Raw genomic sequence first — 15048 nt, 5'->3', positions numbered from 1 at the left:
GCAGCGGGTAGGCTGGTTTTTGACGGTAACGCCGCCGGACGCAGCCTTCGGCAGCTGCTACAAAGTCTGGTTCGTTCGGGCGGCATCGTTATCAGGCTTCGGCGGATACAGGCGGAAAGATTGTATACAATATCGACTAATCAATAGAGCAATCCTGCTCCCACAATGCTACCGTTGCCCTCTCACACATCGGAGGTGTACGCGTGCTGTTGCTCAAACTGCTGGTCATTCCCGGATTCCTGTTACTGATTTCCCTCGCAGGCAAGCGCTGGGGGCCGAGCGTAGCCGGTTGGCTGTCGGGGCTGCCAGTGGTGGTCGGGCCAATTCTGTTTTTTCTCGCCATCGAACAGGGCGAGGTGTTCGCCGCTCACGCAGCGACCGCAGCGTTATCGGCAATGTTTGCGATGATCGCGTTCTGTGTGACCTATGCCCAGGTCGCACAACGCACCGGCTGGCCCCTGGCGCTGGCGTCTTCATTATTGGTTTGGGCTACCGCAGCGATTGCTCTGTCGGTGATTCCTGCGTCGCTGGCGTTATCGGTGATCGCTGCCGCAACCGCATTGCTCGCAGCACCGTACCTGTTTCCGAAAGTGCAGCCGATCGTCGCGGGTCCCGCGCCGAAGTCCGACAAATTGTTCATGCGCATGCTCGCCGGCGCCTTGTTGACCCTTGCGGTTACCTTGTTGGCCAGCACGGTCGGCGAACGCTGGAGCGGCCTGCTCGCGGTATTCCCGGTGCTCGGCAGCGTGATGGCGGTATTTTCCCAGCAAACCCGAGGCCCGGCGTTCACCGCTGCCTTGTTACGCGCCACCGCCACAGGCATGTATTCGTTCGCCGCGTTTTGCCTGGTGGTGGCACTGACACTGCCCGATATGGGCTTGGCAGGGTTTGGTCTCGGCGTCGCGGTGTCCGTGGCGATGCTCGGTGTCACCAAACGCTTGTTGGCCAAACCGGCGGCTGTCCCCGCCCCTGACATTCGCAAAGCCTGAACGCGGTCGCGCTTCACAAATCGCGATTCCGTGGGATGATTGCGCCCACCGCGTCGCCCCCCTTGGAGAGTTTCGAATGTCATTGTTGAGTAAAAAAGTCGTCGTCCTGTTGCTGACAGCGGTCGCCAGCCTGGGTGCGTTGAATGCCTACGCGGCAAAAGCCACACCCTCTGGCCCGGAACAAAAAATCTCAATGCTGGGCGACAAACTGAAATTTACCCTGCCCAAAGGCTTCAGCGCCAACCCGCTGCCCGCGAGCCCGACCGGTGCGAGCGGCACCATGTACACCAACGAGACCACCAAAACTGTGGTGATCGTCGCCGAGAACACCATCCCCGGCGGCGTCAACGTCAAGGATAACGACGGTGAATTCCTCGACTCCGCAGCAGCCGACTTCGCCACCGAGCAAGCCAGGGCACTGCCGGACTTCACTAAAATCAGCGAGAAAAGCCTGACCCGGAAAGGCACCGGCCTGGGCGTTCGCCAGATTGACAGCTCGGCCACTCAGGGCGGCGGCAAAACCCTCGACACCACGCTGATGGCGGCGTCAGGCACGCGCATGGCACTGATCCAGGTCATTTCTCGTCTGAGCGACAATGCAGGTCACGACGCGCTGGTGAAGAAAATCATCAGCGGCAAATAAGCGTCAAGGGTTCAGGCGCTGAAGCCACTTGCGTAAATCCTGTATTTCAACGCTGCTAATGCTGTGCCCGACGCCGGGGTAGGCGTGAAACTCAGGTTTGAGTGACAGACTCTGCAGCAGGCTGTCAGCCTCGGTACCGTCGTTGAACGGCAGACGTTGATCCAGCGTGCCGTGGCCGATGAATATCGCCAATGACTGGCGTCGTGCATCGGGTTTCAGTTCGGCTTTGAGCACCGGCAGAATCCGCCCGCTCAGGGCCGCAATCCCGCCCACAGCGTCGGGGTGCCGCAGCGCGACCTCGTAGGACATGATCGCGCCCTGGCTGAATCCCACCAGGAAAACCTTGTTGGGCTGGGTACGATATTTCTTCGCCGCCTGTGCGGTAAAGTCCAACAGCGCCGCACTGCTGGCCTTCAGATCCTCGGTCTCCCCGTCGTAGCCCGCGGTGCCTTTCTCGCGAAACCACTTGTAACTTCCCTCCTCCATGACCATAGGTGCCCGCACGGACACATAGTTGTACTGCGAGGGCAGCTCATCCTTGATGTCAAACAGGTCTTCTTCGTTACTGCCGTAACCGTGAATGAAAATAATCAGCGGCTTGCCAGCGGATTCAGCGTGAGTCTGCGCCAGATATTTCAGCGGCAAGTCAGCGTGCAGCGGGGTTTGAGCGTGGACGGCGGCGGACGCCAGGAGTGTCATCAATGCGAGAAACTTCAACATTAGCCTTCCTTCACAAGTGCAGGATTCGCCTCGGAGCCTAACACTGTGAAGCTTGCGATGAGACCTTTGAGGCCATCGGTTCCCGGTTCGTGGGCAAACCTGCAGGCAAAAAAAATGGCCACCGTTTTAGCGGAGGCCATTTATTTCAAGCGATGCGATCAATGACCGTAAACGTCAAAGTCGAAATACTTGTCCTGCACTTGCCTGTATTTGCCATTCGCGCGGATCTCAGTGATCGCCGCGTTGAATTTGTCTGCCAGCGCCTTGTCGCCCTTGCGCACGGCGATACCGGCACCGCCGCCAAAATACTGGGCATCTTCGTAAGTGGGGCCGACAAAGGCGAACCCTTTCCCTGCGTCGGTTTTCAGGAAACCTTCGTCAAGGGTGACCGAATCGGCCAGCGTCGCGTCGAGGCGACCCGAGACCATGTCCAGGTTGGCTTCCTGCTGGGAGCCGTAACGCACCAGGAAAATCCCGGCCGGTTGCAGCACTTCAGTGGCGAAGCGGTCGTGAGTACTGGCCCGCAGCACACCAACTTTCTTGCCGCGCAATTCGGTCAGCGGGTCCTTCACGTCGGTGCCTGCCTTCATCACGAAGCGGGCCGGCGTGTGGTAGTACTTGATGGTGAAATCGACGTTTTTCTTGCGATCGTCAGTAATGGTCATGGACGACAGAATCGCGTCGATTTTCTTCACCTTGAGTGCCGGGATCAAACCGTCGAATTCCTGCTCGACCCAGCTGCACTTGACCTTCATCTGCTCGCACAGTGCGTCGCCGATGTCCACATCGAAGCCGGTGAGTTTGCCGTCCGGGGTTTTCATCGAGAACGGCGGGTAGCCTGCTTCGATACCGATGCGAATCGGTTTGGCGTCCTCGGCCACAGCGGTCAGGGACAACATCGACAGTGCCAGGGCACCGAACATCACTAGCTTGTTCATTTATAACTCCTGTAGGCGGAGACTTTTATGGGCAGCGGTTGATAGACAGTGTTCGGCGCGAAAGCCGAGTGGCCGGCAGTCTAGAGCGGCTCCAGGCGTTCGAACAGTGCTCCGGCGACAAATTTTCTGAAAAAAAAGAACAGTCGAAATCAGCATTCACAGCCGATCGCCTGCCTGCTGGATCCGGGCGCGGCAGCGCTCAGTTCAAACCCTTCATCCAGCCATCCGGTCACACCGCCGATCATTTCCTTGACCGGATAACCCAGCGCCGCCAGTTTCACTGCTGCCTTGTTGGCACCATTGCAGTGCGGGCCCGCGCAATACACCACAAACAGCGTTGATTGCGGGTAGTCGGTCAGCGCTGCACTGGTCAGCAATCGCCCGGGAATGTTGATCGCGCCAGGCACGTGGCCTCGTTCAAACGCCAGCGGGCCGCGCACGTCTACCAGAATAAAATCCACACTGGCGGTCTGTTGGCTGCCATGCACGTCAGAACAATCGGTTTCGAAGGTCAGGCGGTTGCTGAAATGCATCAGGGCAATCGCCGAAGGGGCTGCGGGAATTTCACTGACTGGACTGGTCATGGGCGGTGCTTCGCTGTGGTAGGTGTCAGGCGACTTTATCGGCGTCAGGCCAAGCGCTACAGTGGCGCACAGGACACTCACCGGGAATTTTCCGCCAAATGCTTGATCACCCTGGATCAGTCGCGATTCTTGCCTACGATGACCTCTGCACCTTCGAGTTTGGCATTGCCGTAGAGATATTCGGCCTGGCCAGACCCGAATTCGATTTCCCCTGGTATGAACACTGTATTGCTGCGGTCGACCAGGGCCCGATGCGCGCCATGGGTGGCATTCAGGTGCTGGCCGACGGCGGCCTGGACCTGCTGAGTGAGGCACGAACGATCGTCATTCCCGGCTGGCGGGATCGCAGTGCGCCCGTCCCGGCAGAGCTGATCGTGGCCCTGCACCGGGCGTATGACCGCGGTGCACGCCTGCTATCGATCTGCTCGGGTGTGTTTGTGCTGGCGGCGACCGGTTTACTCGACGGACGCGGGGCCACGACACACTGGCGCTACACTGCGGAGCTGGCCGAGCGTTTTCCAAAGATCCTGGTGGACCCGGACGTGCTTTATGTCGATTCCGGGCAATTGATCACTTCCGCGGGCAGTGCGGCAGGGATCGACGCCTGCCTGCATCTGGTCACCCGCGATTTCGGTACGCAGGTGGCCAACGCGGTGGCGCGGCGGCTGGTGATGTCGCCGCAACGAACTGGCGGGCAGGCACAGTTCATTCCTCGCCCGGTCAGCCCTGCACCGCGCAGCGATCTTTCACGAGTGATGCAATGGGCACGGCAGCGTTTGCATGAGCCGCTGCAAGTGCGCGAACTGGCCAGCGAAGCCGCGATGAGCGAACGGACGTTCCTGCGTCGGTTTACCGAAGCCACCGGCACACCGCCCAAAGCCTGGTTGCAGCATGAACGACTCGGGCGCGCCCGCGAGCTGCTGGAAACGACCTCATGGAACACCGAGCAGATCGCCGAGCGCTGTGGCTACCGGTCCGCAGAGAGTTTCCGTGTAGCCTTTCGCAGCGTGGTCGGCGTACCACCATCGGTGTACCGGCAACGATTTGGTCGCCAGGTGAATGCAAGGCTGTAGGCCCCGGGGTTGCCCGCTGTGGCGGTTTGGCTGCTGGCGCCAGAGTCGAGGCTGCCTAGGGCTTGCGCAGCAAGTAGGTATCCATGATCCAGCCATTGGCCAGTCGGGCCGCTTTGCGCACACGTTCGATTTCATCCGCGACATCTTTGAGCTTGCCACTGATGAGGATTTCATCCGGCGTGCCGAGGTAGGCGCCCCAATAAATCTGCGTCTCCTGATCAGCCACCTGGTGGTAGGAATCCTGCGCATCCAGCATCACCACCACGCTGTCGGCATCACTCACTTGCCCCGCCGCCAGGCGCCTGCCGGTGGTGATCTCGATCGACCGGCCAATGCGATTCAGCGGTACTTTGTGCTGGGCCGCCAACGCTTGAACGCTGGTGATCCCGGGGATCACCTCGAACTCAAACACGCAGCGCCCCGACGCCAGGATGTCCTGCAGGATCCGCACGGTGCTGTCGTACAACGCCGGGTCACCCCACACCAGAAAACCAGCGCATTGTCCGTCAGACATTTCCTCATTGATCAGCCGTTCGAAAGTCTGCTGCTTGGAGAGGTTCAGCTCTTCGACAGCCGATGTGTAGTCAACATCACCGCGATCCCGCTCCGGGCTGCGGGCCTCGACGAAGCGCCAGGCGTCATGAGTGATGTAGCGCTCGCAAATTTCGCGGCGCAGATCGATCAGGGCGTCCTTGCTGCTGCCTTTATCCATGAGAAAAAACACATCAACGCTGTTGAGTGCTTTTACGGCCTGCATCGTGATGTAGTCCGGATTGCCCGCACCGATGCCAATCACCCTGAGCTGTTTCATCAGATCCCCTGCGCATCAGCGCCGCTTAAACGTAAACGCCAACGTCCGTTGAACCGAAGCTCAATCACCGACAAGGGTTCGACGTCAATATCGTTGAAGCCGGCGCTCTTCAATACCTGCGCCAGCGCGGCGCGAATAACCCCAGGATGAGTGATGGCTACGATATGGCCGGGCGTCGATTCCAGGGTCGCCAGCCACGCGGCGATACGTTGACGAAGCTGCGCGCGCGACTCACCGCCATGCGGTGACAGTTCCGGGTTATCGAGCCAGGCCTGCAGCGCCGCTGGCTCGGCTATTTGCAGATCATGGATGCGTACGCCTCTCCAGCGGCCGATATCGCAATCGCGCAATGCACTGACAATTTCCATTTCGCTGCCGAACAACTCGGCGGTCTGTCGGGCGCGCAATTCTGGACCACACACTAATCGAAAGGCTTTGTTAAACACATGCCTTCGCGATTTTCGCGCCGCCTGCCAATCCATTTCGACCGGCTCGTCCGTAGGAAATTGCGCCAGCTTTTGTGCGACGGTTCGAGCGTGGCATATCATGGTTAAACGGGTCGTCTGCACGAACAAGTACTCTTTGAAGAATGATAGTCGGGCACCAGGCTGCGGATTATCGCGCAATTGTGCCGTATTAAAGTCTGTTGGCGGTGAGTCTGCCCGGCATGTTTGATATCCGTCATAGCAGTAAGTAAGTAAGTAATGTCCGACACCGTTGTCAGTCAGGACCTACGCCTACCATCGACATTGACGTAGGCCCCGGCTCACGGGCATTCCGCCCTGTTTTTGACGCTTGAAAAACCGCGCGATAATTAACTAGACAGGACGCGCAGGTTGCATAAATACTGGTTTGAAAGCTGAACAAAAATAAACGATATCTCAACAGCACGCGTGGAACTGACAGTGATAGTCAGGTTTGGCCGACCGCCAGATCCATTGATACAGGAGTGCATCCATGCTGGTCTTTCGTCCAGTTGAAACAGACGACCTGCCCCAGTTGCAGCGACTCGCCAGGCATAGCCTTGTGGGCGTTACATCGTTGCCCGACGACACTGAACGTTCACAACGAAAAGTGCTCGACTCCTGCAGCTCGTTGAAAACAGACGTGCAGAGCCCCGGCCCGGAGAATTACTTTTTTGTGCTGGAGGACCAGGACAATCGGCGCCTGGCCGGTTGTTCGGAAATTCTCGCAACAGCAGGTTTCAACGAACCGTTCTACAGCTTGCGCAATCGACAATTCATCAGTGCCTCCCGTGAGCTGAACATCGAGCATGGCGTCCAGGCGCTGTCACTGTGTCAGGACCTCAACGGTCATACCTTGCTGCGCGGTTTTCATATAGAAGCGCAATTGGAGCGCTCCGCCTTCTCCGACTTGTTGTCACGCGCGAGGCTACTGTTCATCGCCGCTCATCCGCAACGGTTCGCCGAGGCGGTGATCACCGAAATCGTTGGCTATAGCGATGATGAAGGTCGCTCGCCTTTCTGGGATGCGCTGGGCAAGCATTTTTTCGACCTGTCTTATGCCGAAGCCGAGCACCTGTGCGGACTCCAGAGCCGGACTTTTCTCGCTGAATTGATGCCGCACTACCCCATTTACGTGCCGATGCTGCCTCCCGAAGCCCGCGCCTGCATTGGCCGCGTTCACCCCGATGGTCAGTCCGCGTGCGACATCCTCGAGCGTGAAGGTTTCGAAACCAACAGTTACGTCGACCTGTTCGACGGCGGGCCGACGCTGTACGCGCGCGTCGCTGCCATTCGCTCCATAGCGCTGAGTAGAACGGCGCCTGTGGCAGTCGGCTCATGCATCGATGCGCGCGGTCGCTACCTGGTCAGCAACGATTCGTTGCAGAACTACCGCGCCATCGTAGCCGACCTCGACTACACCGCCGGGCAACCGATCGCCCTGGACAGCGAAATGTGCGCAGCCCTGAACGTCTGCGAAAACAGCCCGATCCGGGTGATCGAACTTTGAGCACCAGCCGGCACCCAATCCGCTCACCGCGCCCGCGCCTGCGCATCAAGGGAGCTGCGCGATGATCGTCCGACCGGTTCAGGGCACCGACCTGCCCGCCCTTATGGCGCTGGTACAGCAGGCGGGTCCCGGGTTCACCTCGCTTCCGGCCAGCGAAGACCGTTTGGCCCACCGGGTGCGGTGGGCGCAACGGACCTTCGCTGCACAGGTGGAGCGAGCCGATGCCGATTACCTGTTTGTCCTTGAAGATGACGATCAGCAAGTGGTCGGTGTCAGCGCTCTGACCGGGGCCGTAGGGCTACGCGAGCCCTGGTACAACTATCGGGTCGGGATGACGGTCAACTCATCCCCGGAACTGGGGATTCAGCGCCAGATCCCGACGCTGTTTCTCAATAACGAGATGACCGGCCAGTCGGAGTTGTGTTCGCTGTTCCTGCGACTTGATCATCGACACGGTCACAACGGGCGCCTGTTGTCGCTGGCCCGCCTGCTGTTCGTGGCGGAATTCGCCGATCTGTTCGGTGACAGGCTCATCGCCGAGCTGCGCGGTAGTGCCGACGAGCACGGCTGTTCACCTTTCTGGGATAGCCTTGGCCGGCATTTTTTCAAGATGGATTTCGCCCACGCTGACCATTTGTCGAACCTGGGCAGTAAATCATTCATCGCTGAACTGATGCCACGTCAACCACTGTATACCTGTCTGCTCACAGCAAAGGCACAGGCGGCGATAGGCAAACCTCACCGCACTATCGAGCCGGCGCTGAGCATCCTCACCAATGAAGGATTCGCGCACAATGGCTACATTGACATCTTTGACGCGGGACCGGTCATCGACGCCGAGCTGTCGAGCATCCGCACCATTCGCGATAGCCAGTCTCTGTCACTTGCCATTGGCGCCCCGGACAATCAGGACCCGGTCTGGCTGATTCACAACCGCCGGCTGGAAAACTGTCGCATCACCGCAGCACCGGCGCGACTGGACGGCGACACGTTGATGGTTGATCGCCTCACCGCCAAACGCCTGCAATTGCAACCGGGCAATTCGATCCGGGCGGTGCCTTTGCCCGATCGGCAACGCCGGGCTGTGGCGGCCTGAGTGTGCCAAATCCTGCTGCCTGGCAGGAAACCGGGTAAATTCGTCATCATTGCCACCTCTCTCGCGTGATAGCCTTTTGTTTCTTCGGCGTTGACACTTTTGCTCAAGCCTTCCATTCCCATTGGTGGAACTCTCTATGTCCAGGCTTTCTCATCAAGATTTACGGCGTAATTTCCGTGAATTGTTTGCTTCCACTGCTTGCTACCACACGGCTTCGGTTTTTGATCCCATGTCGGCGCGCATCGCCGCCGATCTGGGTTTTGAAGTGGGCATTCTCGGCGGATCGGTCGCCTCCTTGCAGGTACTGGGCGCGCCCGACTTCGCCTTGATCACCCTCAGTGAGTTCGCCGAACAGGCCACCCGCATCGGTCGTGTGGCCCAGTTGCCGGTAATCGCTGACGCCGACCATGGCTACGGCAATGCGCTCAACGTGATGCGCACCATCGTCGAACTGGAACGGGCCGGCATCGCGGCGCTGACCATTGAAGACACATTGCTGCCTGCACAATTCGGGCGCAAATCCACCGATCTGATCCCGGTCGCTGAAGGCGTCGGCAAAATCCGCGCAGCCCTCGAAGCGCGGGTCGATTCGGAGATGGCAATCATCGCCCGCACCAATGCCGGCATCCTGCCGGTGCAAGAAATCATCAGCCGCACCCAGCAGTATCAACAAGCCGGTGCCGACGGGATCTGCATGGTGGGCGTGCAGGATTTCGAGCAGCTGGAAAAAATCGCCGAACACCTGAGCGTACCGCTGATGCTGGTGACGTATGGCAATCCGCTGCTGCGCGACGACAAGCGTCTGGCTGAACTGGGTGTGCGCGTAACCATCGACGGCCATGGCGCTTACTTTGCTGCGATCAAAGCCACTTATGACAGCCTGCGCGAACAGCGCCAGATCTTCACTCAGGCGTCGGACCTGAGCGCGACGGAACTGACGCACACCTACACGCAGCCTGAAGAGTACATCCGCTGGGCGGAAGAATTCATGAGCGTCAAGGAGTGATCAAACCGGATCGAGCAGCTCATGATGCGGGCGAATATCACTGCAACAAATGACACGATTGCGCCCCGTGGTCTTCGCTTCGTACAACGCCTGATCGGCATCGTTCAGCCAAAGCATTGCATCCTCGTGTGCCGGGTTGAAAGCTGCCAGACCAATGCTCAGGCTCACTTTCAACGCCGGATTCTGCTCATACCCGAGCCCGGCAAAACGGTCGCGCAAGGCGTCCATTGCCGCTGCGGCGCTGCTGAGCGGAAGGTCAGGAAGGATCACGCAGAACTCATCGCCGCCATAACGCCCGGCGATGTCGGTGGCCCGCAGGTTGTGCTTGAGCATCTTGCTCAATTGCCGCAGCACGATGTCCCCGGCGACATGGCCGTAGGTGTCATTGATGGTTTTGAAATGGTCGATGTCGATCAGCGCGATAGCCGCGCCCTGATGCTGACGTTTGCAGCGCTGGAATTCGACATCCAGCTGATCCTTCCAGGCACCGTGATTAAACAGTCCGGTGAGGCTGTCGGTGCGGCTGAGCGCCAGCAATTCGCGCTTGTGCCGACCGAGCGTGGTGGTTTGCTGAAAGCAAATCCAACCCAGCGCCAGCGGATAAAAAACCAACAGTGGCAGGCAAGCGTATAGCTGCAGCGAGCTGGTCTGGGCGACGAACGACGGCGTGAACAGCAGCCAGCCGATACCAAGCCCAAGTATTTGCGCAGTCGTGCCAACCAGCAAGAAGCGCAAGCCGCCGATGGCCACATTGTTCATCGCCATCATGGCCAGGGTGGTAGCAGTGGGCAGAGGATTAAAATGCATTGCGGCGACCCAGAATCCGCCCAGAAAGGCGTCCAACAGAATATTCCGATGCTCGGCGTGAAACGGTACCCTGGCCCGGCGCGCCCACAGATAAGCAACATGCGGCCAGAGCAGCCCATTGAACAACAGCAGCGCCCAGACCCAAGCTGCCGGCTGCAACGGGTACATCGCGGCGCCTACGCACAACAGGCCCAACACCAGCCCAAGCGTTCGCGACGCGTAGAGCCTTCTCGCCAGCGAAAGTCCTCTTCCTCCGGTTTTTTCCATGGGACCACCTCTGCACGAGACCTGATGACACCGGGGTGACAGGTGTGATGAAAGTCTATCAGGGCAACTTCAATTAGCCATCATCGAAGGGAAGTCCTTCTGAATAAGGGCGTCGCGCCATATTTTGGCTATACATGAAAGGTGCGTAGGCTGGGCTGGCGTCAAAGGAGAGGCATGCAGACTTTTCAAGTATTGATCATCGGCAGTGGATTTGGCGGGCAATGTGCGGCAATCAACCTGCTCAAGGCAGGCATCGACGATTTCCGGATTCTGGAGCGACGCAGCTTTTTCGGCGGCACCTGGTGTCAGAACACCTACCCCGGCGCCGCTGTCGACGTGCCTTCCCCCCTTTATTCGCTGTCTTTCGCGCCTTACCGCTGGAGCCAGATGTTCGCCACGCAGGCAGAACTTCATCAGTACACACAGCACGTCATTGAACGATTCGGGTTGCCCGAGCGAGTTGAGCTGGACGCGCAGGTCGAACAGGTTGAATGGGACGAAGACGGCAAACGCTGGACAGTGCAAACCGCCAGCAAAGGCACCTTTTACGCGCAGTTCCTGATAAACGCCAGCGGGCCGTTGAGTCAGCCGGTTATCCCGCATTTCGACGGGCAAGAACGCTACCAGGGCAAGAGCTTTCATACTAACCACTGGGATCACTCCTACGATTACCGAAGCAAGCGCGTGGCCATCGTTGGCAGCGGCGCCAGTGCTGCACAGATAATCCCGACGATTGCGCCGCAGGTCGCGCACCTGCATGTGTTCCAGCGCTCACCGCACTGGGTGCTGCCACGGGCTGACCGTTTTTTTGGCCCGTTCCAGCGCTGGCTGCTGGGGCTCAAACCCGCCTATAAATTGCTGCGCTGGATGATCTACTGGCAGTTCGAAACGCGGGTCATCGCTTTCAAATATTCGAAGCCGGCGCTCCGCATGGTTCAGCAACATGCGCTGCGCTTCCTGCAACGGCAGGTGAGTGATCCGCAGCTCAGGGAAAAACTCACACCGGATTACACCATCGGCTGCAAACGGGTCATCGTTTCCAGCACCCTGTATCCGGCGCTGGCGCGCAGCAACGTGAGCCTGCACAGTCGTGAGCAAGGCATCGCGTCGATCGACGAAACCGGCATCGTCATGCAGGATGGCCAGCATCTGGACGTCGACCTGATCGTCTGGTCGACCGGTTACGACGCCACAGACGGGGTAATTTCCTACCCGGTAAGCGGCAAAAACGGCAAACAGCTCAGCGATTTCTGGACGATCTATCCCCGAGCGTACCTCGGCACCAGCCTGCCGGACTTCCCCAACCTGTTTATCGTCACCGGGCCCAACACTGGCATTGGCCACACTTCAGCGCTGTTCATCATCGAATCGCAGATGAACTACATCGTCGATTGTATTCGCACGATAAAAAAGCGCGGCTTGCGCAGTATCGAAGTACGCGCTGAAGCGGAACGTACCTACACTGAAATGATTCACCGGGAAATGCAGCGCACCGTATGGAAATCCGGCGGTTGCAGCAGTTGGTATCAAAGCAAGAGCGGGCATGTGATTGCGATGTTTCCGGGATTCAGCTTCAGTTACTACAGGTTGACCCGGGCACTGAAATCCGCCGATCACATCCTGTCGTAACCTTTTCGAAAAGAGTTATCTGAAAAAAGGGGGCACACGATGCTTTTACTGTTGGCTGCATTGGCGGTATTCGTGGCCTGGAGCTGGTTGAGCTATCCGGCGATCGGTTACTGGCTGTATGACTTGAGCATGGCGGCTGAAGCCAGGCTGTATCGACTGCACAAGATCGTCGTGCCGATCTCCGAGATGACCGTCTCGACCTGGCAAGGCGGCCCCTATGAAGCGTCCAGCAGCGTTTTGATGCTGCACGGCTACAGCGCCGATAAAAATCTGTGGCTACGTTTCGCTCGACATTTTGTCGGCACTTATCGGGTGATCATCCCGGACATTGCCGGGCACGGCGAAACCGGCTTCAAGGCCGGCGGCGGGTATGACATTCCGTTGCAGGCCAAGCGGATGATTCAATTGCTGGACGTGTGCGGGGTGGAGAAGGTCCATGTGATCGGCAATTCCATGGGCGGCTACATGGCAGCCTGGCTCGCAGCGACTTACCCGGACCGGATCGCATCGGTTGCCTTGATCGACCCGGCCGGTGTAACCGCGCCTGAGACCAGCGATCTGGAGCGGCATTTGGCCAAGGGCCACAACCCGTTCCTGATCCATTCCCGGGAAGAATTCCGCCAATTCTACGAGATGACCATGGCCCAGCCCCCGTGGGTGCCCGGCGTGGTGCTGGACGCTGTAGCGCAACGTTATCAACGGTCCCGCGAGGAGCTTGAAGAGATCTTCCGGGATTTTCGCGCGAGCCCGCCGATGGAGCCAAGGCTGGCCGAGATCAAATGCCCGGCGTTATTGGTCTGGGGTCGCAAGGACCGCCTGATCGATGTCAGCAGCATCTCCGTCTGGAGCAAAGGCATCGAGGACCTGCGCGTCGAGGTGCTGGAAGGCATCGGTCACATGCCCATGGTGGAAGATCCTTCGGGCACAGCGAGCCTGTATCGGGAATTTCTGGCATCCCGACGCCTGGAAAGCCCTCAGGATCAGCGCATGCGTTGAGGTACCAGTCCTTTGCAGAATGAAGTCCGTAAGATTCTTCGTTTGTCGGCGTAGTAGAAGGCTGCGATCTTTTCGAGCAACCTCTACGTCACCGCGCCAGGAATTTTTCATGAGCCACCCGAGCTTCGTCTGCCCTGACCTGATCCGCCAACGCTTCTCCAAAGCGATGTCTGATATGTACCGCGAAGAAGTGCCGCTGTACGGCGCGCTGATGGAACTGGTGGAAAAAACCAACCGCCATGTGCTGGACAGCGATTCGCAAATTGCCAGGCAGTTGGACAGCACCGGCGAAATTCAACGTCTTGACCTGGAACGCCATGGCGCCATTCGCGTCGGTACCGCCCAAGAGCTGGCTACCCTTGCACGGCTGTTTGCGGTGATGGGCATGCAACCTGTTGGCTATTACGATTTGACGCCAGCCGGCGTGCCGGTGCATTCGACTGCTTTTCGAGCAGTGCATGAGGGTGCATTGCAAGTCAGTCCGTTTCGGGTATTCACATCGCTGCTGCGGCTGGAGTTGATCGAGGATTCGCGATTGCGCGCTTTTGCGCAGTCCGTGCTGGATAAACGTTCGATTTTCACGCCGTCGGCCTTGAAGCTGATCGAGCGTGCCGAGGCGCAGGGGGGACTTGGCGAACAGGATGCCCAGGATTTCGTCGAACAGGCTCTGGAAACCTTCCGCTGGCATCACAACGCCACCGTCACAGCCGGGCAGTACCAGCAACTCAGCGCGCAACATCGGTTGATTGCCGACGTCGTCGCGTTCAAGGGCCCGCACATCAATCACCTGACGCCGCGCACGCTCGACATCGACATCGTGCAGGCACAAATGCCCGAGCATGGCATCACTCCCAAAGCAGTGATCGAAGGCCCGCCCCGTCGGCAGTGTCCGATCCTGTTGCGCCAAACCAGTTTCAAGGCGCTGGACGAGCCTGTCGCGTTTGCCGATCAAGGCGACACGCCAGGGAGTCACAGCGCCCGCTTCGGTGAAATCGAACAGCGCGGCGCCGCGCTCACCGCGAAGGGCCGGGCGCTGTACGATCGCCTGCTCAACGCCGCTCGCGACGAACTGCAGGACTTCCCCAACGAAGCCAATGCCGCACGTTACAACGCGCTGATGACGCAGCATTTCAGCGAATTTCCTGACACCCTCGAGGGCATGCGCCAGCAGGAACTGGCGTATTTTCGCTATTTCGTGACGGAAAAAGGTCTGTCGGCGAACGGCCTGTGTGATGCATCGCTTGAGGACCTGCTGCGCGATGGCCATGTGCGGATGGAACCGCTGGTATACGAAGATTTCCTGCCGGTCAGCGCAGCGGGGATTTTTCAGTCAAATCTGGGTGATGCGGCACAGACACATTATGGCGTGCATTCCAATCGGCAGGCGTTCGAAACGGCGTTGGGGCGGCCTACCGTTGATGAGCTGGGTTTGTACGCCGAGACTGAGCAACGTTCGATCGGCGATTGTTATTTGGCTCTTGGTATTGCCATAAACAAGTGATGGACACTTGCAGC

15 protein-coding genes are annotated in these 15048 nt (G+C 58.8%); 9 read left to right on the top strand and 6 right to left on the bottom strand.

Going from position 1 to position 15048, the window contains the following annotated elements:
• Positions 1-203: 203 nt before the first annotated feature.
• Positions 204-989, top strand: coding sequence for a hypothetical protein (locus tag F8N12_RS01260; RefSeq protein WP_150578773.1), 786 nt, complete (start codon positions 204-206; stop codon positions 987-989).
• Between the two features lie 76 nt (positions 990-1065).
• Positions 1066-1632: a hypothetical protein gene (locus tag F8N12_RS01255; protein ID WP_150578772.1), complete on the top strand. Its 567-nt coding sequence runs from the start codon at positions 1066-1068 to the stop codon at positions 1630-1632.
• Positions 1633-1635: 3 nt separating this feature from the next.
• Here the strand turns inward: F8N12_RS01255 and F8N12_RS01250 are convergent, their stop codons facing one another.
• The 3 genes from F8N12_RS01250 to F8N12_RS01240 form a co-directional block, all read right to left on the bottom strand.
• Entirely contained in the window at positions 1636-2352 is a 717-nt protein-coding gene (locus F8N12_RS01250; protein ID WP_150578771.1) for an alpha/beta hydrolase, read from the bottom strand.
• Between the two features lie 158 nt (positions 2353-2510).
• The gene (locus F8N12_RS01245; protein ID WP_150578770.1) at positions 2511-3290 is read right to left on the bottom strand and encodes an ABC transporter substrate-binding protein; all 780 of its coding nucleotides are present in this window, start codon (positions 3288-3290) and stop codon (positions 2511-2513) included.
• A gap of 149 nt (positions 3291-3439) precedes the next feature.
• Positions 3440-3874, bottom strand: a complete 435-nt coding sequence (locus tag F8N12_RS01240) for a rhodanese-like domain-containing protein (protein ID WP_150578769.1) — start codon at positions 3872-3874, stop codon at positions 3440-3442.
• Between the two features lie 98 nt (positions 3875-3972).
• On the opposite strand from F8N12_RS01240, the gene ftrA reads away from it, so the two are divergent.
• On the top strand, positions 3973-4947 hold the full coding sequence (gene ftrA / locus F8N12_RS01235) for a transcriptional regulator FtrA (RefSeq protein WP_150578768.1): 975 nt from the start codon (positions 3973-3975) through the stop codon (positions 4945-4947).
• Between the two features lie 55 nt (positions 4948-5002).
• Here the strand turns inward: ftrA and cobF are convergent, their stop codons facing one another.
• Both cobF and F8N12_RS01225 read right to left on the bottom strand, forming a co-directional pair.
• A complete protein-coding gene (gene cobF, locus F8N12_RS01230; RefSeq protein WP_150578767.1) occupies positions 5003-5758 on the bottom strand; it encodes a precorrin-6A synthase (deacetylating) in 756 nt (251 codons plus the stop codon).
• Positions 5758-6327 carry a histidine phosphatase family protein gene (locus F8N12_RS01225; protein WP_150578766.1) on the bottom strand — a complete coding sequence of 190 codons (570 nt, stop codon included), beginning with the start codon at positions 6325-6327 and terminating at the stop codon, positions 5758-5760. The genes cobF and F8N12_RS01225 overlap by 1 nt, the downstream gene beginning before the upstream one ends.
• Before the next feature lie 388 nt (positions 6328-6715).
• Here F8N12_RS01225 and F8N12_RS01220 point away from each other — a divergent pair, with 388 nt between their 5' ends.
• The 3 genes from F8N12_RS01220 to F8N12_RS01210 all read left to right on the top strand — a co-directional run bounded on the left by F8N12_RS01220 (position 6716) and on the right by F8N12_RS01210 (position 9834).
• On the top strand, positions 6716-7732 hold the full coding sequence (locus F8N12_RS01220) for an arginine N-succinyltransferase (RefSeq protein WP_150578765.1): 1017 nt from the start codon (positions 6716-6718) through the stop codon (positions 7730-7732).
• 61 nt (positions 7733-7793) lie between these two features.
• Positions 7794-8828 carry an arginine N-succinyltransferase gene (astA, locus tag F8N12_RS01215; RefSeq protein ID WP_150578764.1) on the top strand — a complete coding sequence of 345 codons (1035 nt, stop codon included), beginning with the start codon at positions 7794-7796 and terminating at the stop codon, positions 8826-8828.
• A gap of 136 nt (positions 8829-8964) precedes the next feature.
• The gene (locus F8N12_RS01210; protein ID WP_150578763.1) at positions 8965-9834 is read left to right on the top strand and encodes an isocitrate lyase/PEP mutase family protein; all 870 of its coding nucleotides are present in this window, start codon (positions 8965-8967) and stop codon (positions 9832-9834) included.
• Here F8N12_RS01210 and F8N12_RS01205 read toward each other — a convergent pair whose 3' ends face one another.
• Positions 9835-10908, bottom strand: coding sequence for a diguanylate cyclase (locus F8N12_RS01205; RefSeq protein WP_150578762.1), 1074 nt, complete (start codon positions 10906-10908; stop codon positions 9835-9837). It lies immediately after the preceding gene.
• A 174-nt stretch (positions 10909-11082) separates the two neighbouring features.
• Here F8N12_RS01205 and F8N12_RS01200 point away from each other — a divergent pair, with 174 nt between their 5' ends.
• The 3 genes from F8N12_RS01200 (at position 11083) to F8N12_RS01190 (ending at position 15034) form a co-directional block, all read left to right on the top strand.
• Positions 11083-12537: a flavin-containing monooxygenase gene (locus tag F8N12_RS01200; RefSeq protein ID WP_150578761.1), complete on the top strand. Its 1455-nt coding sequence runs from the start codon at positions 11083-11085 to the stop codon at positions 12535-12537.
• A gap of 39 nt (positions 12538-12576) precedes the next feature.
• On the top strand, positions 12577-13533 hold the full coding sequence (locus F8N12_RS01195; protein WP_150578760.1) for an alpha/beta fold hydrolase: 957 nt from the start codon (positions 12577-12579) through the stop codon (positions 13531-13533).
• 109 nt (positions 13534-13642) lie between these two features.
• Complete coding sequence (locus F8N12_RS01190) at positions 13643-15034, top strand: VOC family protein (protein ID WP_150578759.1); 1392 nt, start codon at positions 13643-13645, stop codon at positions 15032-15034.
• The last annotated feature ends 14 nt before the right edge of the window (positions 15035-15048 follow it).

This window comes from Pseudomonas fluorescens, assembly GCF_902497625.1.
GTDB classification, from domain to species: domain Bacteria; phylum Pseudomonadota; class Gammaproteobacteria; order Pseudomonadales; family Pseudomonadaceae; genus Aquipseudomonas; species Aquipseudomonas fluorescens_BQ.
This window is presented reverse-complemented; position numbering and strand designations above follow the sequence as displayed.